This window comes from Arthrobacter vasquezii, assembly GCF_029455255.1.
Lineage (GTDB): Bacteria > Actinomycetota > Actinomycetes > Actinomycetales > Micrococcaceae > Arthrobacter_D > Arthrobacter_D parietis.
Genome location: NZ_JAROKN010000008.1, coordinates 68,106 through 91,521, shown reverse-complemented (window position 1 = coordinate 91,521; position 23,416 = coordinate 68,106). Strand labels below are relative to the sequence as shown.

The window sequence follows — 23,416 nt, the reverse complement described above, 5'->3', positions numbered from 1 at the left end:
AGATGCATCTTCATTCCCTTGCGAGAAGTTTCCTATGCCGACGCCAGTATCAGGGAGGAAACCGACGTCGGGACCAGCGTCCAGAGTTGACCACGCATTCGGTGAAAATAGAAGACTCGAAGCGGTGAGTATAAGGACGCTCGAAACGGTAGCTGCGATTCGTCTCATCGCTATGCGCCCGGCGTGCCAAGATCGAGCATCAGCCAGGAACCCTCAGCGAACACTGCCACCGTTTGCCGTGCCGTTGGCTCGCTGTAAGGGTCTCCCTCCCGAATCACCTCACCTGAAGAGTCGTAGTAAGTGGCAGAGTCCTGTGTTACGAAGGCGAACGAGGAGATGGAACCTGAGGTGTTAGGCACGAATTCGGATTTGAAGGTCTCCAGATTGACGTCACCTCCTCGTAGCCAACCGCCGTCCACGTACACACTCGCAATGGACTCCTCGATGTTGTCGCAAGAAGTGCAACCTTCATCCGTCACCGCATTCAGCGGCTCGAGATCGTTCGTCGCGTATGCGTAGTTCAGCAGCTCAAACCACCACTCCGTAAACGCCTCCAGCCCCTCCACCGTATTCTCGTCCGCAAGGGCCGGCTTTTCCGGAACCGGAATGTTCACGGCGGGCCCGGCTGCGGAAGCGGGAGACGGCGTCGGCGTGGGCGTGGCTGATGGTGCCTCAGACGCCGAAGGTACTGCTGACGCCGATGGAGATTCCGACGGCGTCTGAGCTGCGCCGGGATCAACACCTGAGCACCCGGCGAGAACAAGAACTGAAAGGGCGGCGCCGGCAAGGGCACACGCCAGGCGAGACTGATTCATAAATTCCCCGAACCTGTGATGAAGTAAGCTGCCAACCATCCTAACCAGAGTCGGTTGACACGCCAGCAGTTATCCACACACAGGGGTAACGACGCCTAGGCGAGCACCTCGCTGAGGTCGTATGCCGCCGGAATTTCCAGCTGCTCGAACGTACAGGACCGCGCTTCCCTGTCCGGGCGCCACCGATCAAATTGCACCGTGTGCCGGAACCGGTCGCCCTCCATCTGGTCGTACCGCACCTCCATGACCCGTCGCGGATGCAAGCGGACATACGAAACATCCTTCGCGGAAGCGAACCGGCTCCGGTCCGTCTCACCGCGAACAATCGCGCCGTCCTCATCCCGGATGACATCGGGCTCAAGCTCGTCAATCAGTTCCAACCGTCGCTTGTCGGAGAATGCGGAGGCGCCGCCGACATTACGCAACTCACCGCCGTCGTCGTACAGGCCCAAAAGAAGCGAACCAACACCCTGACCGCTTTTGTGTACGCGGTAGCCAAGTACAACGACGTCGGCAGTGCGCTTGTGCTTGACCTTGAGCATGCGGCGTTTATTCGGCTCGTAGGCAGCCGCCAGCGGCTTGGCGACCACACCGTCCAGCCCGGCACCCTCGAACTCGACCAGCCAACGCCGAGCGAGCTCGACCTCGTCGGTCACCTGTGAGAGGTGCACCGGTTCGGAAAACATTTCAGCAATTCCCTCCAACGCCTTTCGGCGCTCTGAGAAAGGGACATCCAACAGATTGTGTTCGTCAAGACCGAGCAGATCAAAGGCAATGAACGACGCCGGTGTCTCCTTGGCGAGCAGGCGGACCCTGCTGTCGGCTGGGTGGATCCGCTGCGACAGAGCTTCCCAGTCGAGGCGCTCAGCTCCAGGTTCACCGCGGCGGACAACAATCTCTCCGTCGACCACGCACCGCTCAGGTAGGTTCTCGAGCAGTGCCTCTACGAGCTCGGGAAAGTACCGGGTGAGCGTCTTGGACCCGCGGCTGCCGATTTCACACTTCCCGTCCTCCACATGGATAACCGCGCGGAAGCCGTCCCACTTCGGTTCGTAGCTGAGTCCGCCGGGAACGCTGTCTGGCTCCGGGACAGCGTCCACGGCTTTAGCGAGCATCGGCTGAATCGGGAAGGGCAGGTCAGTCATGGATCGATCCTGTCTCATCGAGATCTGAATTTCCATGGACACGGCATATGTGCAGCGCGGTGACGCTGGAATTGAACGTTCCGAAAGAGGTGACGCACGGCATGGGCACTGTGCCTATACTCGTTCCTAAGGCCCCCGATCGGAAGAGAAGGGGCCGCCGCTTATTTACCGCATGCCAGGAATCATCCGTCCGGTGCCCACGAAAGGCCGACAATGAGCAACATTCCCGAAGACCTTTACTACACGGCTGAACACGAATGGGTCACAGCCCCCGACAACAATGGCGTTGTTCGTGTCGGCATCACCGACTTCGCCCAGGATGCGCTCGGCGACGTCGTTTATGTCCAGATGCCGGAGGCCGGCTCCAAAGTAGGTTCATCCGATGTCATCGGTGAAGTTGAATCCACCAAGAGTGTCAGCGACATTTACGCCCCGCTCACCGGCGAGGTCGTCAACCGTAACGAAGCGCTCGACGGCGAGCCTGCCCTGATCAACACCGATCCATACGGCGACGGTTGGCTGCTTGAAATCAAGGTGGAGGACAGCTCGGTGGTCAAGGAGCTTCTCAGTTCGTCGGAATACTCACAGCAGGTAGGCTAGGGTTACCGGCTCAGGCAAACAGATGGTGGCCAGCCGGGTAACCGGTTGGCCACGAGTTTTGGGGAAGGAAATTTTCAATGGTAGGCGAGAACAACGCAGCCGCACAGGACGCTTCGGGATCGCATGTGCCTTCACCTGAAACCACCACAATAGGACTGCCGCCGCAGACCTCCACGTCGGTGGAACCGCGGCTCACTCGCGAGGAACTCGCGGCCGTTGCCGCCCTCCCGGCCGGATCGGCACTGCTGATAGCACACACCGGACCGAATGCCGGTGCTCGTTTCCTTTTGGACGAAGATGTCACGACGGCCGGACGCCACCCGAACGCTGATATTTTCCTCGATGACGTCACGGTTTCTCGCAAGCATGCTGAATTTCGCCGTGAAGCAGAGGGCTTCCGGGTTGTTGACTCCCGCAGCCTCAACGGCACCTATGTCAACAATGATCGCGTAGACAGCGTGGTGCTGCGCAACGGTCACGAAGTGCAGATCGGCAAGTTCCGCCTCACTTTCTATGCTGCCGGGAGCGTGTCGCAGCCGCAGGGTCAGGTCTAGGGACTTTCATGCCCTCCTCCCAGCCGTCCCGGCGACCCGTGGGTGTAGCCCCGGAGCGTGTCAGCGGGAACGTACTGAATATCGGGGAGGTCCTCACTGAGCTGGCCGGGGACTTCCCGCACATCAGTGCCTCCAAGATTCGGTTCCTGGAGGAAAAAGGCCTAATCACTCCTCAGCGCACCCGTGCGGGCTATCGGAAATATACGCCTGTCGACGTCGAGCGGTTGCGTTTTGTCCTGGCCCTCCAACGCGATCAGTACCTGCCGCTTAAAGTCATCAAGGACTACCTCGACGCGGTGGACCGGGGAGAGCGCCCCGAGAACCTGCCCGGCGGTCTCACTCTCGCGCCGCGGATGGTCTCGGAGCAGCTAGCCCGCGAGCTCGGATCGCACGCTCGCCGGCTCACGCGGGAAACCCTGGCCGCGGAGGCAGGTGCACGCCCGGAACTGGTTCGGGACCTCATGGCGTTCGGTCTCATCGCCGAGGTGGAGGGCCGTTTCGATGAACACGCGCTGAAGATCACTCGTGCGTGCGTCCAGTTGGAGTCCCACGGAATCGAGCCGCGGCACCTTCGTCCTTTCCGTGCTGCAGCGGACCGTGAACTCGGTCTTGTTGAGAGCGTCGTCGCCCCGGTCGCCTCCCGCCGGGACGTTGCATCCAAGGCCCGGGCTGCAGAAACCGCTCGCGAAATCAGTGAGCTGTGTCTGAACCTCCACAGCGCCCTCGTCCAGGGTCAGATTGCGCGGATGGAAAATTAGGAGGCAGACATGATCGAGATGGATGTTGTGGGCGTTCGCATCGAGCTGCCGTCCAATCAGCCCCTCGTGCTGCTCAAGGAATCCGCAGGCACGCGCCACATCCCCATCTGGATCGGTGCGCCTGAGGCCAGTGCAATCGCCTTCGTCCAGCAGGGCATTGTTCCGCCGCGGCCCATGACTCATGATCTCCTGGTCAGCATGGTGGCAGCACTGAACCACACCGTAACTGAGGTCCGGATCGTTCGGGTTGAGGATACGGTGTTCCACGCTGAGGTGGTGTTTGAGGACGGAACCACTGTCAGTTCCCGTGCGTCAGATGCCATAGCAATCGCACTGCGTGTGCCATGCCCGATCTACTGTGCCCCACAGGTCATGGAGGACACCGGGGTGGAGATCGCAGAAGCTGACGACGACGACGGCGAGGCGGCTTCCCCCGAAGGCCAGGCTAACGCTGAGCGTGAATTGAAACAGTTCCGCGAGTTCCTGGCCGACGTCGAACCCGAAGACTTTGAGAAGTAAGCAAAAACGACACGGTTGGATTGTTATGTACGGCATCTTTGACCTCGGGCACCCGGAGATCTAACGTCGAAGCATACAGTTCCCATTGCACTAGCTGTAAACTCAGGGCAACACTCAATAAACCCCTGTGGACCTCGGCTTGCGCCACTTCCCCCCGGGAACCAGAACGAGGAGGCAACACGTGAGTCCGAAAGGCGACGCCGGTACGGGTGCCAACGCGGCCGCTACGGGTACTGCGATACCTGCCAGCGCACAGGGCCTGCTCTTCACCGAAGACCTCCCTGTGTTGGATGAAGACGCGGGTTACCGCGGCCCCACAGCCTGCAAAGCCGCAGGCATCACTTATCGCCAGCTCGATTACTGGGCGCGCACCGGCCTGGTTGAACCGGCGGTCCGGGGCGCCAAGGGATCTGGATCCCAGCGGCTCTACGGTTTCCGGGACATCCTGGTGCTCAAGGTTGTTAAACGTCTGTTGGACACCGGAGTTTCACTTCAGCAAATTCGCAGCGCCGTTGAGCACCTGCGGGAGCGCGGCGTCGAGGATCTTGCGCAGATCACATTGATGAGTGACGGCGCGAGCGTATATGAGTGCACGTCTGCAGACGAAGTGATTGATCTTGTCCAGGGCGGGCAGGGAGTCTTCGGCATCGCCGTCGGGCGTGTATGGCGGGAAGTTGAAGGCAGTCTCGCAGCGCTACCCAGCGAGCACGCAGCCGACCAGAACTTCCCGGATGACGAGTTGAGCAAGCGACGGGAAGCCCGCAAAATCAGCTGACCGGAAGTGTGCATTGTGCCCCGCCCCGAGCGGGGCATTTTTGTGTCCTGCGTCAGGATTGAATAGATCGCAGGCCGTGCTTTAGCGGCGCGCCACGCGATTGCGCATACGGCCGGAATCGAGCAGCGCACGGAGCAAATCATCGAAGTACCCGGCGGCCTGCTTGGCCGATTCACCCGGCCAGTGGTGCACCGCGTGCGCCGCGCCCTGGATCTGCTGCCAGTTGGCCTGTTCTGCGATGGTTGGGCTGAGCAGGAGGTCGCCGAACATCTGCTTCATCTCGTTCAACCGGAAGGTGTGCTCATTGGAACCGGTGCGCACCCGGTTGGCCACTATCCCTGCGGGTGTGAGGTTCGGTGCAAACTCGTTCTTGAAAAGTTCAATGGCCCGCATGGTCCGTTCAGTGCCGGCAACGGAGAACAGTCCGGGCTCGGCAACAAGCAGAACCCTGTTGCTCGCAGTCCAGGCCATGCGCGTGAGGCCGTTCAGCGAAGGTGGGCAGTCAATCAGGACAAGGCGGTAATCCTCGACCCGTTCCAGCAGCATCGACAGGCGGCGTAAGTCGCGCTTTCCCAAGTCGGGGCGGTCGTAAATGCCAGAGTACGCAGAGCCGATCGCGACATCGAGGACGGGAGCCGTGCCGTTCGAGCCGCGCTTGACGGCGTTACTCACCCAACCGCTTGGCGCCACATTGGCTGCAAGATCTCCCCGACGTGCATTCTTCAGCAGACGGCCGATGTCAGTCTGGTCGCCGGCTTGAACACCCAGTCCGGTGGTGGCGTCCGCGTGGGGATCGAGATCAACAACAAGTGTGGGGATTCCAGCGGACATCGCCGCCGATGCGAGTCCAAGGGTGACCGAGGTCTTGCCGACCCCACCTTTGAGGCTGCTGATGCTCACTACTTGCACTTGTTGAACCAATACCTAACGTTGAGATGCCCGGATCGCAGGATCTATGGTGCCCGCACACCTATTCATCATAGGTGGACCGATAGTTCCGACGAACTCGGCTCTACGGTGGGGCGCGACAAGAAGTTACCGGCTCGTGAACGCAGATTACTGTGACCAGAAAGACCAAATGTAGGCTGGGGACGCTAAGTTGTCGTTCCATCGAACCCGCAAGAGCACAGGAGAGCAATGTTCTCGAAGATTCTGGTAGCCAACCGAGGCGAAATCGCCATTCGTGCGTTCCGGGCGGGTTTTGAAACCGGCGCCAAGACGGTAGCGGTTTTCCCGCAGGAGGACCGCAACTCGATCCACCGGCAGAAGGCCGATGAGGCGTACCTGATCGGTGAGGAAGGCCATCCGGTTCGCGCGTATCTGGACGTCGATGAGATCGTTCGGGTAGCCAAGGAGGCGGGCTGCGACGCAATCTATCCTGGCTATGGTTTCCTTTCGGAGAACCCGAATCTGGCACGCGCAGCGGCCGACGCCGGGATCACCTTCGTCGGCCCGCCGGCTGATGTGCTGGAGCTGGCCGGCAACAAGGTCCGTGCGTTGGAAGCAGCCCGTCAGGCTGGTATCCCGGTCCTGAAGTCCTCGAAGCCGAGCTCGGACCTTGAGGAGCTGGTCGCGGCGGCGGATGAGATTGGTTTCCCGATCTTCGCCAAGGCGGTCGCCGGTGGCGGTGGGCGCGGTATGCGCCGGGTGGACAAACGGGAGGACCTGCGCGAAGCACTTGAGGCGGCGATGCGCGAGGCAGACTCCGCGTTCGGTGACCCGACCATGTTCCTTGAGCAGGCGGTCCTGCGCCCGCGGCATATTGAGGTTCAGATCCTCGCCGACGCCGAGGGCAACGTGATGCACCTGTTTGAGCGGGATTGTTCCCTGCAGCGCCGTCACCAGAAGGTGATTGAGATCGCTCCGGCACCGAACCTTGATGAGAACATCCGTCAGGCGCTGTACCGTGACGCGGTCGCGTTCGCGAAGGCCTTGAATTACGTGAACGCGGGAACGGTGGAGTTCCTCGTGGACACGGTCGGTGAGCGCGCCGGGCAGCACGTCTTCATTGAGATGAACCCGCGTATCCAGGTGGAGCACACGGTGACGGAGGAAGTCACCGACGTCGACCTCGTCCAGTCACAGCTACGCATAGCAGCGGGGGAGACGCTGGCGGATCTTGGCCTGTCGCAGGATTCAGTGCGGCTTCGGGGTGCTGCCCTGCAGTCCCGGATCACCACGGAGGACCCGGCGAACGGGTTCCGCCCGGATGTCGGGAAGATCACCGCGTACCGGTCGGCCGGCGGCGCGGGTGTGCGCCTGGATGGTGGCACGGTCTATGCGGGCGCTGAGATCAGCCCGCACTTCGACTCGATGTTGGTGAAGCTCACCTGCCGCGGCCGGGACTATGAGTCCGCGGTCCGCAGGGCACGCCGCGCGCTGGCGGAGTTCAGGGTGCGTGGAGTGTCGACGAACATCTCATTCCTGCAGGCGGTGCTGGAGGATCCGGACTTCATCGCCGGTAACGTCGCCACCTCGTTTATCGATGAGCGCCCCGAACTGCTCACGGCCCGGGTCTCCGCTGACCGTGGCACGAAACTGCTGAACTGGCTCGCTGATGTCACCGTGAATAAGCCCAACGGGGAACTCACGGTTGAGCTTGACCCGGCCGAGAAGCTACCGCAAATCACCGAGCCGGAGCAGGACACGGCGAAGCGTCCGGGAAGCCGGCAGCGGCTGCAGGAATTGGGTCCGGAGGGTTTCGCTGCGGAGTTGCGCGCGCAGACGGCGTTGGCGGTCACTGACACCACGTTCCGGGATGCTCACCAATCCCTGTTGGCGACCCGGGTCCGTACCCGTGACCTTGCCGCGGCAGGTGCGGCGGTCTCGGCGAAGATGCCGGAACTGCTCTCTGTTGAGGCGTGGGGCGGGGCTACCTATGATGTCGCGCTGCGCTTCCTGGGCGAGGACCCGTGGGAGCGGCTCGCTGCGCTGCGCGCTGAGATGCCCAACGTGTGTCTGCAGATGCTGTTGCGTGGCCGCAACACGGTCGGCTATACCCCGTACCCGGAAGCGGTCACCGAAGCGTTCGTGCAGGAAGCCGCAGCGACGGGTATCGATATCTTCCGGATCTTCGATGCCCTGAACGATGTTTCGCAGATGGAACCGGCGATCCGCGCTGTCCGGGATACCGGAACCGCCGTCGCCGAGGTGGCCCTGTGCTACACCTCGGACATGCTCGATCCGGAGGAAAAGCTCTATACCCTGGATTACTACCTCGACCTTGCGCAGCGCATCGTCGACGCCGGTGCGCACATCCTTGCAATCAAGGACATGGCGGGGCTGCTGCGCCCGGCGGCGGCGGCGAAGCTTGTCACCGCGCTGCGTGAGCGGTTCGACCTGCCGGTCCACCTGCACACCCATGACACCGCGGGTGGTCAGTTGGCCACCCTGCTGGCGGCTTCCAACGCCGGGGTCGACGCCGTCGATGTCGCCAGCGCTTCATTGGCCGGAACCACCAGCCAGCCCTCTGCCTCCGCCCTGGTCGCAGCCCTCGCGCACACCGAACGTGACACCGGCATGTCGCTGGAGGCTGTGAGCTCCCTGGAGCCGTACTGGGAAGCAGTGCGGCGGGTGTACGCCCCGTTCGAGTCCGGGCTGCCCGGGCCGACGGGCCGTGTCTACCGGCACGAGATTCCTGGCGGTCAGCTCTCCAACCTCCGCCAGCAGGCCATTGCCCTGGGTCTGGGTGAGCGGTTCGAAGCCGTCGAGGACATGTACACGGCGGCGGACCGGATGCTCGGCCGGCTGGTGAAGGTCACCCCGTCCTCCAAGGTCGTCGGGGACCTCGCCCTGCAGCTCGTGGGCTCGAACGTGGACCCTGCCGCGTTCGAGGAGAACCCGCAAAGCTACGACATCCCGGATTCCGTGATCGGGTTCCTCAGCGGTGAACTCGGCGACCCGCCCGGAGGCTGGCCTGAACCGTTCCGCACCAAGGCCCTGCAGGGACGCACCATCAAGGTCCGCGACGCGGACCTGGCCGCCGAAGACCAGCAGGCACTGGAGGGGGACTCGGCGACCCGCCGCGCCACGTTGAACCGGTTGTTGTTCGCAGGGCCCACGAAGGACTTCCAGACCACTCGGGATACCTTTGGAGACGTGTCCGTCCTGGACACCCGCGATTACCTCTTTGGGTTGCAGCAGGGCAGCGAGCACGTCATCGAACTCGAGAAGGGTGTCCGCCTCATCGCCACCCTCGAGGCAGTCTCTGAACCGGACGAGAAGGGCATGCGGACCGTGATGTGCACCCTCAACGGGCAGATGCGCCCCGTCGTCGTACGCGACCGCAGTGTCCACAGTGACGTCAAGGCCGCCGAGAAAGCCGACCCTGCCCAGCCCGGTCACGTCGCCGCACCGTTCGCGGGCGCCGTCACAGTCAGCGTGGCTGAAGGTGACACCGTCCAGGCAGGTGACACTGTCGCAACCATTGAAGCAATGAAGATGGAAGCAGGCATCACCACCACCGTCGGCGGAACCGTCAAACGGCTCGCTATCGGCGCCATCGAACAGGTACAAGGCGGCGACCTCCTCCTGGTCATCGATCCCTCCTGAAAGGTGCCTGCGCTAAGGTGATGCAGAATCCACCTGTGGTGTCCCGCTGCGGGTGTTATGCGAGCGTGAGGAATTATGGCGAACGAGAAGAAGCCGGCAGAGCGGTCCAAGGACGGGGTCGGCGTGCCGCAGGAGTCGGATGAGGCCGTAATGAATGGAGACCAGTCCGCTGGCGAGACGGCTACCGGCGGCGCCGGCACGGCACAGTCAGACGAGCAGGCGGGCTCGGATGAGTCGCAACACCCAGCACCGGAAGCGGCCGGGGAGTACACGCTGAGCTCTGAGGACGACGCCGCTTCACCGGATGGCGCTGATCTGGGCGGTCCTGCTGTGGTCCAGGCGCCGCTGCCGGACCGCCTGCCGCACATCGGGATCACCCCCGCCACGGATGGGCAGCGCCCGGGACAACATCCGACCGATCCTTCCGAGCTCACCCTGGCCGACAGCAACATCCGGCTCTCCGAGGATGAGGAGTTGACCGGTTGGCAGCCGTCAGGCGGACGTGGCAGCGAACTACCCGCTGTCCCTCAGGCTGTTACCCCCGCATCCCCTGACCGCAGCGCGCGGCGGAACAGGGAAGAGGGTCCGGAGCCGGCGTCGTCGCTCACGGCAGACAGGCTGCTGACGTCACAGCAGCGTGCCCCCATCAGCGGATGGCGGTACTGGCTGTACAAGGCGACCTTCGGCTACCTGAACCTCGGCGATTCGGACGCCGTGCGCATCCGCCGTGCGCTTGAGCACCGGGTGAGCGTCCGGTTGGGGGAGCGGACCCGGTACGTCCCGGTGCTTTCCCGCAAGGGCGGCGTCGGGAAGACAACAGTGACTACCCTGCTCGGAATGGCTCTGGCAGAAATCCGCGAGGACCGGATCATTGCCATGGACGCCAACCCGGACCGCGGCACGCTCTCCGACCGGTCGCCGGGCAAAGCCGACTTCACCGCGCGCCAACTGGTGCAGAACCGGTTCATGGTCGATTCCTTCGCACAGCTGTCCAGTTATGTTGCACGGGACGGCTCGCGCCTTCACGTGCTCGCCTCCGACACCGATCCCGCTGTTGCCCAGGCGTTCGATGACGCTGATTACCGCGCGGTGACGGACATCCTCGGACGGTACTACTCGATCGTCCTCACTGACTCCGGCACCGGTATGGTGCACTCGGTTATGAAGGGGACCCTCGAGAAAGCCGACGCCGTCGTCCTCGTTTCAGGCGGCAGCGTCGACGAGGCGCGCCTTGCGTCCGAAACGCTGTCCTGGCTTGAAGCGCACGGCCGGCATGATTTGGTGGCCAAGGCAATCGTGGTGGTCAACATGTCCTCCGGGAACCGCACGGAGGTCAACGTCAACGAGATCGAGGAACACTTCCGTTCCCGTGTCGGCACTGTTGTGCGCATCCCGTATGACCGCCATCTCGCCGAGGGCTCCCGCGTGGAGCTTTCCAAACTGCAGACCCGCACCAGGGATGCAGTGGTTGAGCTCGCCGCGCTTGTTGTAGATCAGCTGCACTGACCCGTGACCCACTACGACCTCGCGATTATCGGGTCCGGCTCCGGCAACACCATCATCACGCCTGAGTGGGATGACAAAAGAATCGCGATCATCGAAGGCGGGACTTTCGGCGGAACCTGCCTGAACGTGGGCTGCATCCCGACCAAGATGTTCGTCTACCCGGCGGAGCTGGCCCGTGCAGCTGACGAGGCCGGCCGCCTCGGAGTGGACCTGCAGCACACCGGAACACGCTGGACAGACCTGCGGGACCGGATTTTCACCCGCATCGACAGCATCTCCGACGCAGGGCGTGTCTACCGGGCCGATGAACTGCAGCATGTTGACCTGTACGAGGAAGACTTACGTTTCACCGGCGACCACTCTCTGAGAACGAACGCCGGCACCGAGATCACTGCTGATCAGGTGGTCGTCGCGGCAGGCTCGCGGGCAGTGATTCCGGACATTCCAGGACTGGACCTGCCACAGGTCCACACCTCGGACACCGTCATGCGGCTGGAGGAACAGCCACGAAGGATGCTGATTATCGGTGGCGGGTACATTGCAGCCGAGTTCGCGCACATCTTCTCTGCCCTCGGCACCGACGTCACCCTTGCGGTGCGGTCGGGACACATGCTGCGCTCCCTCGACGACACCATTTCCGAACGTTTCACGGAGAAGGCACTGGCGCAGTGGAAGGTTCTTACCCGACACCAGGTCGACAGAGTGGACGCCAACGCCGACGGATCGGTCACCGCTAACGTCACTGGACCTGACGGAACCGCTCTGTCTGTGGAAGCCGACGTCGTGCTCGTCGCGACCGGACGCACGCCGAACAGCGACCGGGTGGGTGCAGCGGCGGTCGGTTTCGACGAAACCGAAGACGGCCGGATTGCGGTTGACCCGTTCCAGCGAGTGCTGAGGGACGGCAAGCCCGTACCCGGAGTCTGGGCACTCGGGGACATCTCAAGCCCCTTCCAGCTCAAGCACGTCGCTAACCATGAGGCGCGGGTGGTATCCCACAACCTGCTTCATCCGGAGGCCCTGCATACCAGCGATCACCGTTATGTGCCCGCAGCCGTCTTCACCAGGCCACAGATCGCGACCGTGGGTCTTACCGAAGAGCAGGCACTGGAACGCGCGGAGCGAACTGGTTCACGCGTTGCGGTGGCCGTCCAGCAGTACGGGTCAACCGCCTACGGGTGGGCGATGGAAGACACCACGGGCATCGTGAAGGTGCTCGCGGAGGAAGACAGCGGCATCATCCTCGGCGCACACATCATGGGACATGAAGCCTCGAACCTGATCCAGCCGATCATTCAGGCAATGCACTTCGGCCTGGACGCGTTCACCATGGCCCGCGGCCAGTACTGGATTCACCCTGCGCTGACCGAGGTGGTGGAGAACGCCCTGCTTTCGCTGAAGGCGCCCTCCACCTGAGAACCTACGCCTGCTGCATGCGCTGCTGCGCGTAGATTTCCTCAACCACCGTGGAGTAGTCCTTGAGCACCTGCGCGCGCTTGATCTTCATCGACGGCGTGAGATGACCGCTTGCCTCTGTGAAGTCGTGCTCAACGATGCGGAATACCTTGATCGCCTCCGCCTGGCTGACCGACTCATTTGCGGAATCCACGAGCGCCTGGATTTCTGCGCGGACCGCGGGATGATTCGCCGCTTCAGCCATCGTGGTTCCGGCAGGAAGGTCGTGACGCTCAAGCCATCCGGGCAAAGCTTCCTCATCGAGGGTTATCAAAGCGGAGATGAACGGCCTCTGATCTCCCACAACAACACACTGGGACACGAGCGCGTTGGCGCGGATGGTGTCCTCCAGCTGTGCCGGGACGACGTTCTTGCCGCTGGCCGTCACAATAATTTCCTTCTTGCGCCCCGTGATGCTCAGGAAACCGTCCTCGTCGAGTTGCCCAATGTCGCCGGTGTGGAACCAGCCGTCGGTGAAGGCTTCCTCCGTGAGATCGGGACGCTTGAAATAGCCTTTCAGGACGCAGACGCCCTTGGTGAGGATTTCACCGTCGTCCGCGATCCTGACTGCGTTGCCCGGCAGCGGCGCACCCACCGTGCCGATCTTGATCTTCTGCGGCGTGCTGACTGAGATGGGCGCCGTGGTTTCAGTCAGCCCGTACCCCTCGAGCACCATCAGCCCGATGCCATGGAAGAAGTGGCCGAGCCGGTCGCCCAGCGGCGCGCCGCCTGACACAGCATGCTGGACCCTGCCGCCCATAGCGGTCCGGATTTTGCCATAGAGCAGCTTGTCGAAGATGGCGTGCTTGACCTTCAGGCCGAGGCCCACCTTGCCCGCCTGGTCGGCTTTCGACCAGGCGATCGCGACATCGACGCCGGCATGGAAAATCTTGCCCTTGCCGTTGTCCTCGGCCTTCAGCATGGAGTTGTTGTAGACCTTCTCGAACACGCGCGGTACAGCCAGAATGAAGGTCGGCTTGTAGCTTTGCAGGTCCGGAAGCAGGTTCTTGATGTCCGGTGTGTGCGCAACGGTGGCGCCGGCGGCAACGCAGAGCACCGAGATGAACCGGGCGAAGACGTGCGCGAGGGGCAGAAACATGATGGTCTGCGCGCCCTCGTGTGCAACTTCGGGCAGTGCCGCCGCCGCGTTCTCCGACAACTCAACGAAGTTGCCGTGCGTCAGTTCGCACCCCTTGGGCTTTCCGGTTGTCCCGGACGTGTAGATGATGGTCGCTACATCGTCGAGACCCGCGATCAGGCGCCGCTCCTCAAGCGCTGCATCATCAATGGCCGCCCCGGCTTCCCTGAGGGTATCGAGCCCGCCGCCGTCAAACTGCCACACATCGCGGAACCCCTCCAGGTTCTCCGAGGCAACTGCCTGACGCACCACGTTCTCGTGGCGGCCAGACTCCACGAAAGCAGCGACTGCACCGGAATCACCAAGGATCCAAGCGACCTGCGACGGCGACGACGTTTCATACACAGGCACGGAGACAGCCCCCGCGAACCAGACGGCAAAATCAACCAGAGCCCACTCATACCGGGTACGCGCCATGATCGCGACGCGGTCGCCCGCTTCCACACCTGACGCCATCAGGCCCTTGGCGATCCTGCGAACATCGGAAAGGAAGTCCGTTGCGCGGATATCGGACCATTGCCCTGAGGCGTCCTTCGTGGCAAAAAGGGCAGGATTGCTCTGTTTCTCCGCCTGCTTCACCACGAGGTGCGTAGTGTTGTTGTCCCGAGGGACCTTCACCTTGACCGGAACGCTGAATTCGCGCACGGGAATCTCCTTTGATCTTCATCACATCCTGTGAGTGGCCCTAGCCTATAGCTTTTCCCGGGAGCTCTTACTCTCCAGTAATGTACAAAACGGTAACGGTGAACCGCAGTCAGCAACGCGGTGCAGTCCCAGAACGACGGCGGGAGGCCGGTACCCATGCAGGCGGAACGAGAAGAGCGTCCCACGGCAGGCGGAAACCGTTTCGGCGGCGGAAGCCGCCAACCCCTTGGATCGCCGGTTGCCGGCTCCCGTTACGCGGCGCGCCCGTTGCGTGCACGGGGTCTTGCCATCGGCATCGACATCGGCGGGACCAAGGTTGCAGCCGGGGTCGTGGATCCGGACGGCACCATCGTGGCCTCTGCCCGCAGGGAAACTCCCGGCCAGGATCCGCGTGCAGTGGAAAGAGTCATCGCTGACCTGGTGCGGGAGCTTGGAAGCGGTCGCCGCATCCGGTCAGTCGGGATCGGCGCCGCCGGGTGGATGGACCTCGACAACGGGACGGTCCTGTTCAGCCCGCACCTTGCCTGGCGCAACGAACCATTGAGAGCCAACCTGGAGAAGGCGCTGCGGCGGCGCGTCACCGTGCTCAATGATGCCGACGCCGCCGCCTGGGCCGAATGGCGTTTCGGTGCAGGGCGTGGGGAACCGCGGCTCGTCCTCATCACGCTGGGCACCGGAATAGGCGGCGCAATGATCATGGGCGGTGTGCTTGAGCGCGGACGCCACGGCGTGGCGGGGGAGTTCGGCCACCAAATCATCGTGCCGAACGGGCATCGCTGCGAGTGTGGAAACCGTGGTTGCTGGGAGCAGTACGCCTCGGGCAACGCCCTGGGCAGGGAAGCCCGCGAGCTGGCGTCCGCCAATTCACCGGTGGCGCAAACGCTGCTGCGGGAGGTGAATGGCAACATCGACGCCATCACCGGAGCAGTGGTCACACGCCTGGCGCTTCGTGGCGACCCGGTGTGCCGGGAGTTGATTGACGACGTCGGTCAGTGGCTTGGCCTTGGCCTCGCGAATCTCGGTGCCGCCCTGGACCCGGGGACCTTTGTCATCGGTGGCGGACTCGGCGCCGCCGGGCAGCTCCTCATTGACCCGGCGCGGCGAACCTTCGAACGTAATCTGACCGGACGCGGCTTCCGTCCCGCCGCCATGATCACCTCAGCAGCGCTGGGTCCGGATGCCGGCCTCGTCGGCGCCGCGGACCTCTCACGGATCAGATACCGAGCATTGTTGGGCAGGGCTTACGGAAATGCGCCGTCGGGACGTTTCCGTGAGCGGCGCTAAGCCGCCGGCGGCAAGTTAGACCTCCGCGCCGTCGTCGTCGTAATCACGGGTTTTCGGAAGGCGGAAAATCAGGAACGTCACGCTCGCAATGAAGATCCCGACGATTCCCAGCATCACGGTGGTGGAGACTGACCGCCAGAACATTGCAATCAGCATGAGCGCTACTGGGCCGCCCACCGCGCACAGCCAGGCCAGCACCACGAGGGGATCTCCCACGCCGAGGGCCGGAGGTTCGGGCGGCTGGTAGGTGCCGTCATCCTCATGTTCGGATGCCGAGTAATCCCGGGGGCCGGGCGGCGCCGGTGCAGGCTGGTTGTCGAAGATCGCCCGAACGCGCTCCTCGGCGGTGGGTGCAGGTCCTGATGCCTGACGTTCGGGAAGTTCACTGCTGGGGCTTTCTTCCAACCGCGCGACGAGGTCCTGCCAGACGGCGTCGTCAGTGGATTCGTTAGGGTCCTGTGCTCGGGGACTCATGCGGTGGTACCTGCTGTCACGTGCTCGATGAATGCTGCGGAGCGCTCGAAGATGAGCTCCTGGTCGTGGTCCATGGTGGCCACGTGGTAGCTGTTCTCCAACCGTATTACTTCCAAGTGTGCGCTCCCAATGCGCCTTTGTAGAACTTCCAGGCTGCTTTCCGGCACAATCCTGTCCACATTGGACCGGAAGACCAGCGTGGGTGCGGTGACCTGGGGGAGCCGGTCGGTGGTGTCGCGAAAAAGCTGCGCAAGCTGGTGGACTGCAGCGACCGGCGTACGGGGATACGCCCGTTCGTCCATGCCCTCCTTCCGGATGTCATTGCCGATCGAGGGGACCGACCGGAGCAGGTACTTCAGTACGCCGGCGTAACGGGCGCGCGGATCGCCCATGGTGAGGCCGGGATTTACGACGACGACGCCAGCCACCGGTTCCAGCGCCGCCAACCGCAGAGCGAGGGCACCACCCATCGACAGTCCTGCCACGACCACCGCGTCAGTATTTTGAGCCAGATCCTGATACGCCGTGTCGATCCCCTCGTACCAGCGCTCCCAGGGTGTCCTTGCGAGCTCCTGCCAGGTGGTGCCGTGCCCGGCCAGCAACGGGAGCCGCACGGCAAAGCCGTAATCAGCCAGATACCGGGCCCAGCCAGCCACGCTCGCCGGCGAGCCGGTGAAGCCATGGCTCAGAAGAACCCCAATACGTGCGTTATTTCCTGAACCGTTCGAGGAGAACGCTGCGAGAGTGGGGTCGGCCGTCATGATTCCAATGGTGTCATCGCGTTCCGCGGACTGCCAGTGACGTCCCGCACACTGTCCGCCCGTAGAGTAGTGTTCCAAGAACCCGTTTGCGGAAGGCATGGTTTTGCCTGTTCCCAGGTAATCGGAACATCCACGCAGGAAGGCTGGCAGAGTGTTCTACTGGATCATGAAGAGGATCTTTATTGGTCCACTTGTGAATCTCTTGTTCAGGCCATGGGTCAAGGGACTGGATAACATTCCGGCAACCGGTGCAGCTGTCATCGTGAGCAACCACCTATCTTTCTCGGATTCGATCTTCCTTCCACTTGCAGTGCCGCGTCCTGTGGTGTTTCTGGCTAAATCCGAGTACTTCACAGGCAAGGGCCTGAAAGGAAAGCTGACCGCTGCGTTTTTTCGGCTGACAAACCAGCTGCCGATGGATCGTTCCGGGGGCGCCGCGTCCGCCACGTCGCTGTCGGCAGGAGAAGAAATCCTGAAGTCCGGTGCGTTGCTGGGTATCTATCCCGAGGGAACGCGTAGCCCGGACGGCAGGCTTTACCGCGGAAAGACCGGCGTTGCCAAGCTGATCCTCGCAACCGGGGTACCGGTCATTCCGGTTGCCATGATCGGTACGGACAAGGTGCAGCCCATCGGAAGACGGATCCCGAATATTCGCCGTGTGGGCATCATCGTCGGGGAGCCGATGGACTTCCGGCGCTATGCAGGGATGGGCGAGGACCGCTTCATTCAACGTTCCGTGACCGATGAAATCATGTATGCGCTCATGCGGCTCTCCGGTCAGGAGTATGTCGACGTCTACGCCAGCAGCGTCAAGGAGCGTCTCGCCAGCGCGAAGACGGCAGGCAGGAAGACCAGCAAGAAGGCGGAGCGGATCGCGGATCCGTCCCGTCAGGCCGCCGTCCGGCTGGAAGGCTCTGCTCCGGCAGACGTATTTCAGCCGTCGTCGGACACCTCCTTGCCGCCAAGTACCGAAGGTCCGTTGCCCGGTGAAGTACGAACCATCGGACATGACCCTGGCGAGGCCTCTGATGAGACGCCGGACCCTCCTGCCGCACCCCGGCGAACACGGAAAAGGCACGAGGGCGATTCCAGCAGCCGGGCTATGTGACGGGACGGGCGCTGCCGCATGACAGGGGAGTCCGCCGGCATCGGGTATAGCCATTAGGCTTAAGTAGTGACCGAAACAACCGTTACCTCCGCTTCCCGTTCAGCAGCACCCGATCATGGGCTGGATATCTGGCGGGAGCTGGCGATCTCCCAGCAGCCCAGCTGGCAGGACTCCACCGTTCACCGGTCTTCTCTCGACGAGCTCTCCACGCTGCCGCCGCTTGTTTTCGCAGGTGAGGTGGATGTGTTGCGTGAGCGGCTCGCCGCCGCTGCCCAGGGTAAGGCGTTCCTCCTGCAGGGGGGCGATTGCGCGGAGACTTTCGAGGGCGCCACCGCAGACAGAATCAGCGCTCGTGTAAAGACCATCCTCCAGATGGCCGTAGTCCTCACGTACGGTGCCTCGCTTCCTGTCATCAAGATGGGACGCATGGCCGGCCAGTTCGCGAAGCCGCGTTCATCGAACGATGAAACCCGCGAAGGCGTGACCCTACCGGCATACCGCGGGGACATGGTGAACGGGTATGACTTCACACCGGAGAGCCGTGGTCATGACGCCTCCCGGATGGTGCGGGCGTACCACACCTCCGCATCGACGCTCAATCTGATTCGCGCCTTCACCCAGGGCGGATTTGCAGACCTCCGTCTCGTCCACCACTGGAATAAGGGCTTCACTGCCAATCCGGCCCACTCGCGGTACGAATCGCTGGCGCGCGAAATTGACCGCGCCGTCCGCTTCATGGAAGCCTGCGGCGCCGATTTTGATGCCTTGACCCGCGTCGAGTTCTTCGCCAGCCATGAGGCCCTGCTGCTTGAGTATGAGCGCGCATTGACCCGCACCGACTCACGCACAGGCCTGCCTTATGACACGTCGGCACACTTCCTGTGGATCGGCGAGCGAACGAGGGATATCGACGGCGCTCACATTGATTTCCTGTCACGCGTACGCAACCCGATTGGGGTGAAGCTTGGCCCCGGTACGTCGCCGGATGATGCGTTGGCACTCATTGACAAGCTGGACCCCAACAGGGAGCCGGGCCGCCTCACGTTTATCACCCGGATGGGCGCCAAGAATATCCGCGAGAAGCTGCCCAACCTCGTGTCAAAGGTGACTGATTCCGGCGCCAAGGTCCTCTGGGTAACTGATCCAATGCACGGCAACACGGTCACTTCCCCCAACGGGTACAAGACCCGCAATTTCGACGATGTCATGGATGAGGTGCGCGGTTTCTTTGAGGTACACAACGAACTCGGCACCTTCCCGGGCGGCCTTCACGTTGAGATGACCGGTGATGACGTCGCGGAGTGCCTCGGCGGAGCGGACCCGATCGATCAGGAAGCGTTCCTCGACCGCTATGAGTCCGTGTGTGATCCACGCCTGAATCACATGCAGTCCCTCGAGATGGCTTTCCTTGTGGCCGGGGCGCTGTCCCGACGCTAACCGGCGCAGCTACCTTCGCCGGTGCTTCGATCTCACGTCACGGTAATGGTGACCGTTGATCCTTCGGGATGCTCGCCCGTGAGGTCCTGGCCGGCAACGAGGCCCAGCACCGGGCGGCCGAAGGCGTAGTTCACCTTGACCGTGAACCCGGCCTCCTCCAGTGCGGCGATGGCTTCCGCCTCACGTTCGGAGAATACGTCGGGAACAGCAATGATGCGCGGGCCGTCGGAGAGAGTCAGCGTCACTGACCCGCCCGGAGGCAGCTGCCCCTCTGCCGGTGTCTGTACCAGGACGGATCCGGCCGGTACTTTGATGTCATTGACCGGCGCGGGCTCGATTAGCGGGGTCAGCCCGGCGCCCGCCAGGATGCTGACCGCTTCTTCCTCCGGCAGGCCCACAACGGAAGGAACCGAGACCGGCTCCGGTCCCCGTGAAACCGTCAGGCTCACGGGGGTGCCCGCGGGAACCTGTTCACCTGCTGCTGGAGTAGTCGCGATCACCGCGCCGTCGGCAACGGTGTCACTGAACTGCGGCGTCACTTCTCCTACTTCGAAACCGGCGGCGACCAGTGTGGCCGCCGCTGTTGCCTCAGCGAGACCGACGACCTCCGGAATCGCGAAAAGTTCCGGTCCCAGCGACACCAGGAGCTGAATCTCCTCCCAGGGCCTCACCGTAGCGGTTGCCTCCGGCTCGCTGGCGATCACAAGGCCCTCCGCGACGGAATCAGAATAGGACGGCTCCGCGCTCGAGGATAGGCCGGCCTGGGCCAGCAATGCCTGCGCTGCGCTTACTGAGCGGCTGGAAACATCGGGAACGGCCACCAGCGCGCCCGGACCCACACCGAAGAACCAGCCGGCTATTGCCGCCAGCGCTGCGAGCAGTGCGAGCAAGAGAATGAGAAAGGCATTCCTGCGCCGTGCATTGCCTGGCCGCAGGGTCTTTTCCGGGCGCTGTACGGCCCGTGCCTGCTCTTTGCGGTAGGTCTTGAAGTCCCTCGCAGCGAGCTTCTCTCGTGCGGCTGAATCCAGCTGCCGCTGCGGCATGGATCCTGCAACCGGCGTGGAGCCCAGGACTGTGGTGTGGTGGGAACTGTTTCCCAGCACAGTTGTCGGAGAGCCCGGAGCGCCGATGACCTCCGTTGGATATGGATGCGATCCCGCTACGTCTGTGGACGAGTGCGCTGCGCCGATGATCTCCGTACGTTCGGCGCCGTCGGAGGCCGCTGCTTCTTCGCCGCCTGGTGCCGAACCGGCGCGGTGGTCGCTGCCGTGGTCGAGCTCGTCATCGCTCAGGGTGGTTCGAATGTGCCGCAACTCGCCGAGGAGGGCATTGCCGTCGATAGGGCGTTCTTCGGGATCAACCGCGGTGCACCAAAGCACCAGTTCGTCGAGGTCCTCTGCCAGTCCCGGAACGATCGTGGAGGGCGCGGGAACCCGCGAGTTCACGTGCTGGAACGCAACCTGGATGGGCGCTTCACCGGAGTATGGCTGCCTGCCCGTGAGGAGCTCGAACAGGACGATGCCAGCCGAATAGATGTCGCTGCGCGCGTCCGCGGCTCCGCCTGTCACCAGCTCCGGTGGGAAGTAGGCCGCCGTGCCCACCAGCGTTCCGGTATGGGTTGCGGCCGAGACCGCACGGGCAAGACCAAAATCGGCAATCTTGATTCCACCGCGTTCGGACAGCAGGACGTTCTCCGGCTTGACATCCCTGTGAATGAGCCCGGCATCATGTGCCGCTCCCAGTCCCTCAACCACTGGATCAAGAATCGCGAGAGCCTGGCGGGGCGTCAGCCGTCCCCGTTCGGTGAGGAGGTCCCGGAGGGTCTTGCCCGGTACATACTCCATTACGAGGTAGGCGACGCTTTGCCCTGGTCCGTCTTCCACGCCCTGGTCCAGTACCCCGACCACGTGCGGGTGCGAAAGCCTGGCCGCTGACTTCGCTTCGCGCTCGAAACGCTCGAGGAAGCGCTCGTCTTCTGCGAGGTGCGGATAGAGAACCTTCAGCGCGACGTCGCGTTCCAGCCGTTCGTCGGTGGCAAGGTAGACGGTCGACATGCCGCCGCTCGCCAGCCGTGAACGAACGTGGTAGCGCCCGTCTACAACGGTGTCTACCAGTGAGTCCTTCGGCCGCTCCCGCACTCTTCGATACTAAGTGAAGCAGCGGCCGGCGCCCGCACCAACACAGGTCGGTCGGGCGCCGGCCGCTGAACCCGCAGGGGGCGGTGGTCGCCTACCGGAAGTTTTTCTGGTGCGCCTTGATCGCTGCCACATAATTCTTGGTGTCTGCGAACATGCCGTGGGTTTTCACCGAATACTGGCCCTGGTAGTAGGACGCGATCGCTGTATCCAGGTTGGGGCTGGTCCGGATCAGCGCCTTGATGATCGCCACACCGGCGGTTGCATTGTCATAGGGATCCAGCAGATTCAGCTTCCGGCCAACGAGATCGGAAGCCCATTCGCCGGACATCGGGATGACCTGCATGGCACCGATGGCGTTCGCCGGTGAGACAGCCCGCTGATTGAACCCCGACTCCTGGTAGGAGAAGGCGAGCGCAAGGCTTGGGTCTACGCCCATTTTGCGGGCAGTGTCAGCGACAATCGCTTTCATCTGGGCCTGCGAGGGAACCGGAAGGCCGTTCAGCGTGTGCTTGTTCTTATTGGCTTCCGCAACCACTGCATCCGGGTAGGTGTAGTGGAGGAAGGTCGATGGAACGAGGTCCGCCGGCTTCTGTTCCGGGGCAGCCTTGGACCCACCGGGGATCGTGAGCTTCTTTCCGGGGTAGATGATGGTGGTGGCGCTCAACTTGTTGGCGGAGAGCAGCGCGCTGAGGCTGACTCCATGCCTGCCGGCGATGCCGCCGAGCGTATCGCCGGCCTTGATCGTGTACGAGCCGCCGGCCGTTGGGGCGGACGGCTTCGGTGCTGCGGGCTTCGGACTTGTCTGAACAGCTACGCTCGACCCGCCGGTCAGCTTGATTTTCTGGCCAGGATGAATGATCGAGCTCATGGAGAGCCCGTTCGCCGAAAGGATGGATCCCAGACTCACATTGTGGCGGGCAGCGATCGCACCCAGCGTGTCACCTGGTTTCACCACATAAGTTGCTCCGGATGCCGATGCGGCGGGCTTTGGAGCTGACGGCTTGGGGGTTGTCGCCTTGGGCGCCGGCGCCGGCGTTGCGGATGAACCCGAGAGCTTGATCTTCTGGCCCGGGTGGATGATGGACGTCATCGACAGCCCATTTGCCGTCAGAACCGACGAGAGGCTGACACCGTGGCGGGCAGCGATTGCTCCCAGAGTATCGCCGGACTTCACTGTGTACGTTGCGGAGGACTGCTGCTTGGGCGGAGCAGTCTGCTTCACCGGAGCCTCAGATGCCGACGAACCCGCCAGCTTGATCTTCTGGCCGGGGTGGATGATGGAGTTGACCTTCAACCCGTTCGCTTTCAGGACCGCGTGCATGCTCAGCCCGTGACGGACTGCGATGCCGCTGATGGTGTCTCCCGCACGGACCACGTACGTTGTGGCGCTGCTCTGCATGGGAACAATCCGCGGTACCTGCGTTGCCACCAGGGCCGCGGGAATCATGGCGCCGGTCGCACTGGCAGCGGCCGGCATGGTCTTCAATGGCTGGTACGCGCTATGGCCTGCGGCCGGCGCGGCGGCTGCCGGTGCTGCAAGTGCAAGCGACGAAAGAACGACGGCGGGTATCGCTGCGGAAGACACTGCGATACCGATTCCACGGTTTCGGAAAGGCGTGGTGCAGGCGGCTGGCACGTTCAGCGGCGATGACGGGCGCTGGGCGGTCATGGTCTGTCCTCATCTGTAATGGCGGGCTGGGCCGCATGGCAGGGCAGGGAGCAACAGTCGATGCCGCCGTAATCCCCGAACCCC

At 63.0% G+C, this 23,416-nt stretch carries 19 protein-coding genes; 11 read left to right on the top strand and 8 right to left on the bottom strand.

The genetic code is table 11. The features are described 5' to 3' along the window. Positions 1 to 170: 170 nt before the first annotated feature. Complete coding sequence (locus P4U43_RS05680; protein WP_277357844.1) at positions 171 to 815, bottom strand: DUF6318 family protein; 645 nt, start codon at positions 813 to 815, stop codon at positions 171 to 173. Positions 816 to 910: 95 nt separating this feature from the next. Beyond that, a complete protein-coding gene (locus tag P4U43_RS05675) occupies positions 911 to 1,960 on the bottom strand; it encodes an ATP-dependent DNA ligase (protein ID WP_277357843.1) in 1,050 nt (349 codons plus the stop codon). Between the two features lie 213 nt (positions 1,961 to 2,173). Here P4U43_RS05675 and gcvH point away from each other — a divergent pair, with 213 nt between their 5' ends. The 5 genes from gcvH (at position 2,174) to P4U43_RS05650 (ending at position 5,166) form a co-directional block, all read left to right on the top strand. Continuing rightward, complete coding sequence (gene gcvH, locus P4U43_RS05670) at positions 2,174 to 2,560, top strand: glycine cleavage system protein GcvH (protein WP_277357842.1); 387 nt, start codon at positions 2,174 to 2,176, stop codon at positions 2,558 to 2,560. A gap of 77 nt (positions 2,561 to 2,637) precedes the next feature. Then, the gene (locus P4U43_RS05665; protein WP_056547075.1) at positions 2,638 to 3,114 is read left to right on the top strand and encodes an FHA domain-containing protein; all 477 of its coding nucleotides are present in this window, start codon (positions 2,638 to 2,640) and stop codon (positions 3,112 to 3,114) included. Positions 3,115 to 3,122: 8 nt separating this feature from the next. Next, complete coding sequence (gene ftsR, locus P4U43_RS05660; RefSeq protein WP_056547078.1) at positions 3,123 to 3,872, top strand: transcriptional regulator FtsR; 750 nt, start codon at positions 3,123 to 3,125, stop codon at positions 3,870 to 3,872. A 9-nt stretch (positions 3,873 to 3,881) separates the two neighbouring features. Further along, positions 3,882 to 4,391, top strand: a complete 510-nt coding sequence (locus P4U43_RS05655; protein ID WP_277357841.1) for a bifunctional nuclease family protein — start codon at positions 3,882 to 3,884, stop codon at positions 4,389 to 4,391. A gap of 181 nt (positions 4,392 to 4,572) precedes the next feature. Continuing rightward, the gene (locus tag P4U43_RS05650; RefSeq protein ID WP_056547084.1) at positions 4,573 to 5,166 is read left to right on the top strand and encodes a MerR family transcriptional regulator; all 594 of its coding nucleotides are present in this window, start codon (positions 4,573 to 4,575) and stop codon (positions 5,164 to 5,166) included. Positions 5,167 to 5,247: 81 nt separating this feature from the next. Here P4U43_RS05650 and P4U43_RS05645 read toward each other — a convergent pair whose 3' ends face one another. Next, entirely contained in the window at positions 5,248 to 6,075 is an 828-nt protein-coding gene (locus P4U43_RS05645) for a ParA family protein (protein WP_277357840.1), read from the bottom strand. A 228-nt stretch (positions 6,076 to 6,303) separates the two neighbouring features. Here P4U43_RS05645 and P4U43_RS05640 point away from each other — a divergent pair, with 228 nt between their 5' ends. The 3 genes from P4U43_RS05640 (at position 6,304) to P4U43_RS05630 (ending at position 12,639) form a co-directional block, all read left to right on the top strand. Beyond that, positions 6,304 to 9,717, top strand: a complete 3,414-nt coding sequence (locus tag P4U43_RS05640; protein WP_277357839.1) for a pyruvate carboxylase — start codon at positions 6,304 to 6,306, stop codon at positions 9,715 to 9,717. Between the two features lie 75 nt (positions 9,718 to 9,792). Further along, positions 9,793 to 11,223: a nucleotide-binding protein gene (locus P4U43_RS05635; protein WP_277357838.1), complete on the top strand. Its 1,431-nt coding sequence runs from the start codon at positions 9,793 to 9,795 to the stop codon at positions 11,221 to 11,223. 3 nt (positions 11,224 to 11,226) lie between these two features. Continuing rightward, on the top strand, positions 11,227 to 12,639 hold the full coding sequence (locus tag P4U43_RS05630; RefSeq protein WP_277357837.1) for a mycothione reductase: 1,413 nt from the start codon (positions 11,227 to 11,229) through the stop codon (positions 12,637 to 12,639). A gap of 4 nt (positions 12,640 to 12,643) precedes the next feature. On the opposite strand, the gene P4U43_RS05625 is transcribed toward P4U43_RS05630, so the two are convergent. After that, positions 12,644 to 14,461, bottom strand: coding sequence for an AMP-dependent synthetase/ligase (locus P4U43_RS05625; protein WP_277357836.1), 1,818 nt, complete (start codon positions 14,459 to 14,461; stop codon positions 12,644 to 12,646). Between the two features lie 156 nt (positions 14,462 to 14,617). On the opposite strand from P4U43_RS05625, the gene P4U43_RS05620 reads away from it, so the two are divergent. Further along, on the top strand, positions 14,618 to 15,745 hold the full coding sequence (locus P4U43_RS05620; protein ID WP_277357835.1) for an ROK family glucokinase: 1,128 nt from the start codon (positions 14,618 to 14,620) through the stop codon (positions 15,743 to 15,745). 15 nt (positions 15,746 to 15,760) lie between these two features. On the opposite strand, the gene P4U43_RS05615 is transcribed toward P4U43_RS05620, so the two are convergent. After that, complete coding sequence (locus P4U43_RS05615) at positions 15,761 to 16,219, bottom strand: hypothetical protein (protein WP_277357834.1); 459 nt, start codon at positions 16,217 to 16,219, stop codon at positions 15,761 to 15,763. After that, positions 16,216 to 16,980: an alpha/beta hydrolase gene (locus tag P4U43_RS05610; RefSeq protein ID WP_277357833.1), complete on the bottom strand. Its 765-nt coding sequence runs from the start codon at positions 16,978 to 16,980 to the stop codon at positions 16,216 to 16,218. The genes P4U43_RS05615 and P4U43_RS05610 overlap by 4 nt, the downstream gene beginning before the upstream one ends. 151 nt (positions 16,981 to 17,131) lie before the next feature. Here P4U43_RS05610 and P4U43_RS05605 point away from each other — a divergent pair, with 151 nt between their 5' ends. Next, positions 17,132 to 18,088 carry a lysophospholipid acyltransferase family protein gene (locus P4U43_RS05605; protein WP_277357832.1) on the top strand — a complete coding sequence of 319 codons (957 nt, stop codon included), beginning with the start codon at positions 17,132 to 17,134 and terminating at the stop codon, positions 18,086 to 18,088. A 66-nt stretch (positions 18,089 to 18,154) separates the two neighbouring features. Then, entirely contained in the window at positions 18,155 to 19,525 is a 1,371-nt protein-coding gene (locus P4U43_RS05600) for a class II 3-deoxy-7-phosphoheptulonate synthase (RefSeq protein WP_056547105.1), read from the top strand. A 32-nt stretch (positions 19,526 to 19,557) separates the two neighbouring features. Here the strand turns inward: P4U43_RS05600 and pknB are convergent, their stop codons facing one another. Both pknB and P4U43_RS05590 read right to left on the bottom strand, forming a co-directional pair. After that, entirely contained in the window at positions 19,558 to 21,663 is a 2,106-nt protein-coding gene (pknB, locus tag P4U43_RS05595) for a Stk1 family PASTA domain-containing Ser/Thr kinase (RefSeq protein WP_277357831.1), read from the bottom strand. 91 nt (positions 21,664 to 21,754) lie between these two features. After that, the gene (locus P4U43_RS05590; protein WP_277357830.1) at positions 21,755 to 23,332 is read right to left on the bottom strand and encodes a lytic transglycosylase domain-containing protein; all 1,578 of its coding nucleotides are present in this window, start codon (positions 23,330 to 23,332) and stop codon (positions 21,755 to 21,757) included. Between the last annotated feature and the right edge of the window lie 84 nt (positions 23,333 to 23,416).

Coding starts and splice junctions, on each gene's coding strand:
- P4U43_RS05680 (WP_277357844.1), bottom strand. CDS start 815: ATGAATCAGTCTCGCCTGGCGTGTGCCCTTGCCGGCGCCGCCCTTTCA.
- P4U43_RS05675 (WP_277357843.1), bottom strand. CDS start 1,960: ATGACTGACCTGCCCTTCCCGATTCAGCCGATGCTCGCTAAAGCCGTG.
- gcvH (WP_277357842.1), top strand. CDS start 2,174: ATGAGCAACATTCCCGAAGACCTTTACTACACGGCTGAACACGAATGG.
- P4U43_RS05665 (WP_056547075.1), top strand. CDS start 2,638: ATGGTAGGCGAGAACAACGCAGCCGCACAGGACGCTTCGGGATCGCAT.
- ftsR (WP_056547078.1), top strand. CDS start 3,123: ATGCCCTCCTCCCAGCCGTCCCGGCGACCCGTGGGTGTAGCCCCGGAG.
- P4U43_RS05655 (WP_277357841.1), top strand. CDS start 3,882: ATGATCGAGATGGATGTTGTGGGCGTTCGCATCGAGCTGCCGTCCAAT.
- P4U43_RS05640 (WP_277357839.1), top strand. CDS start 6,304: ATGTTCTCGAAGATTCTGGTAGCCAACCGAGGCGAAATCGCCATTCGT.
- P4U43_RS05635 (WP_277357838.1), top strand. CDS start 9,793: ATGGCGAACGAGAAGAAGCCGGCAGAGCGGTCCAAGGACGGGGTCGGC.
- P4U43_RS05620 (WP_277357835.1), top strand. CDS start 14,618: ATGCAGGCGGAACGAGAAGAGCGTCCCACGGCAGGCGGAAACCGTTTC.
- P4U43_RS05615 (WP_277357834.1), bottom strand. CDS start 16,219: ATGAGTCCCCGAGCACAGGACCCTAACGAATCCACTGACGACGCCGTC.
- P4U43_RS05610 (WP_277357833.1), bottom strand. CDS start 16,980: ATGACGGCCGACCCCACTCTCGCAGCGTTCTCCTCGAACGGTTCAGGA.
- P4U43_RS05590 (WP_277357830.1), bottom strand. CDS start 23,332: ATGACCGCCCAGCGCCCGTCATCGCCGCTGAACGTGCCAGCCGCCTGC.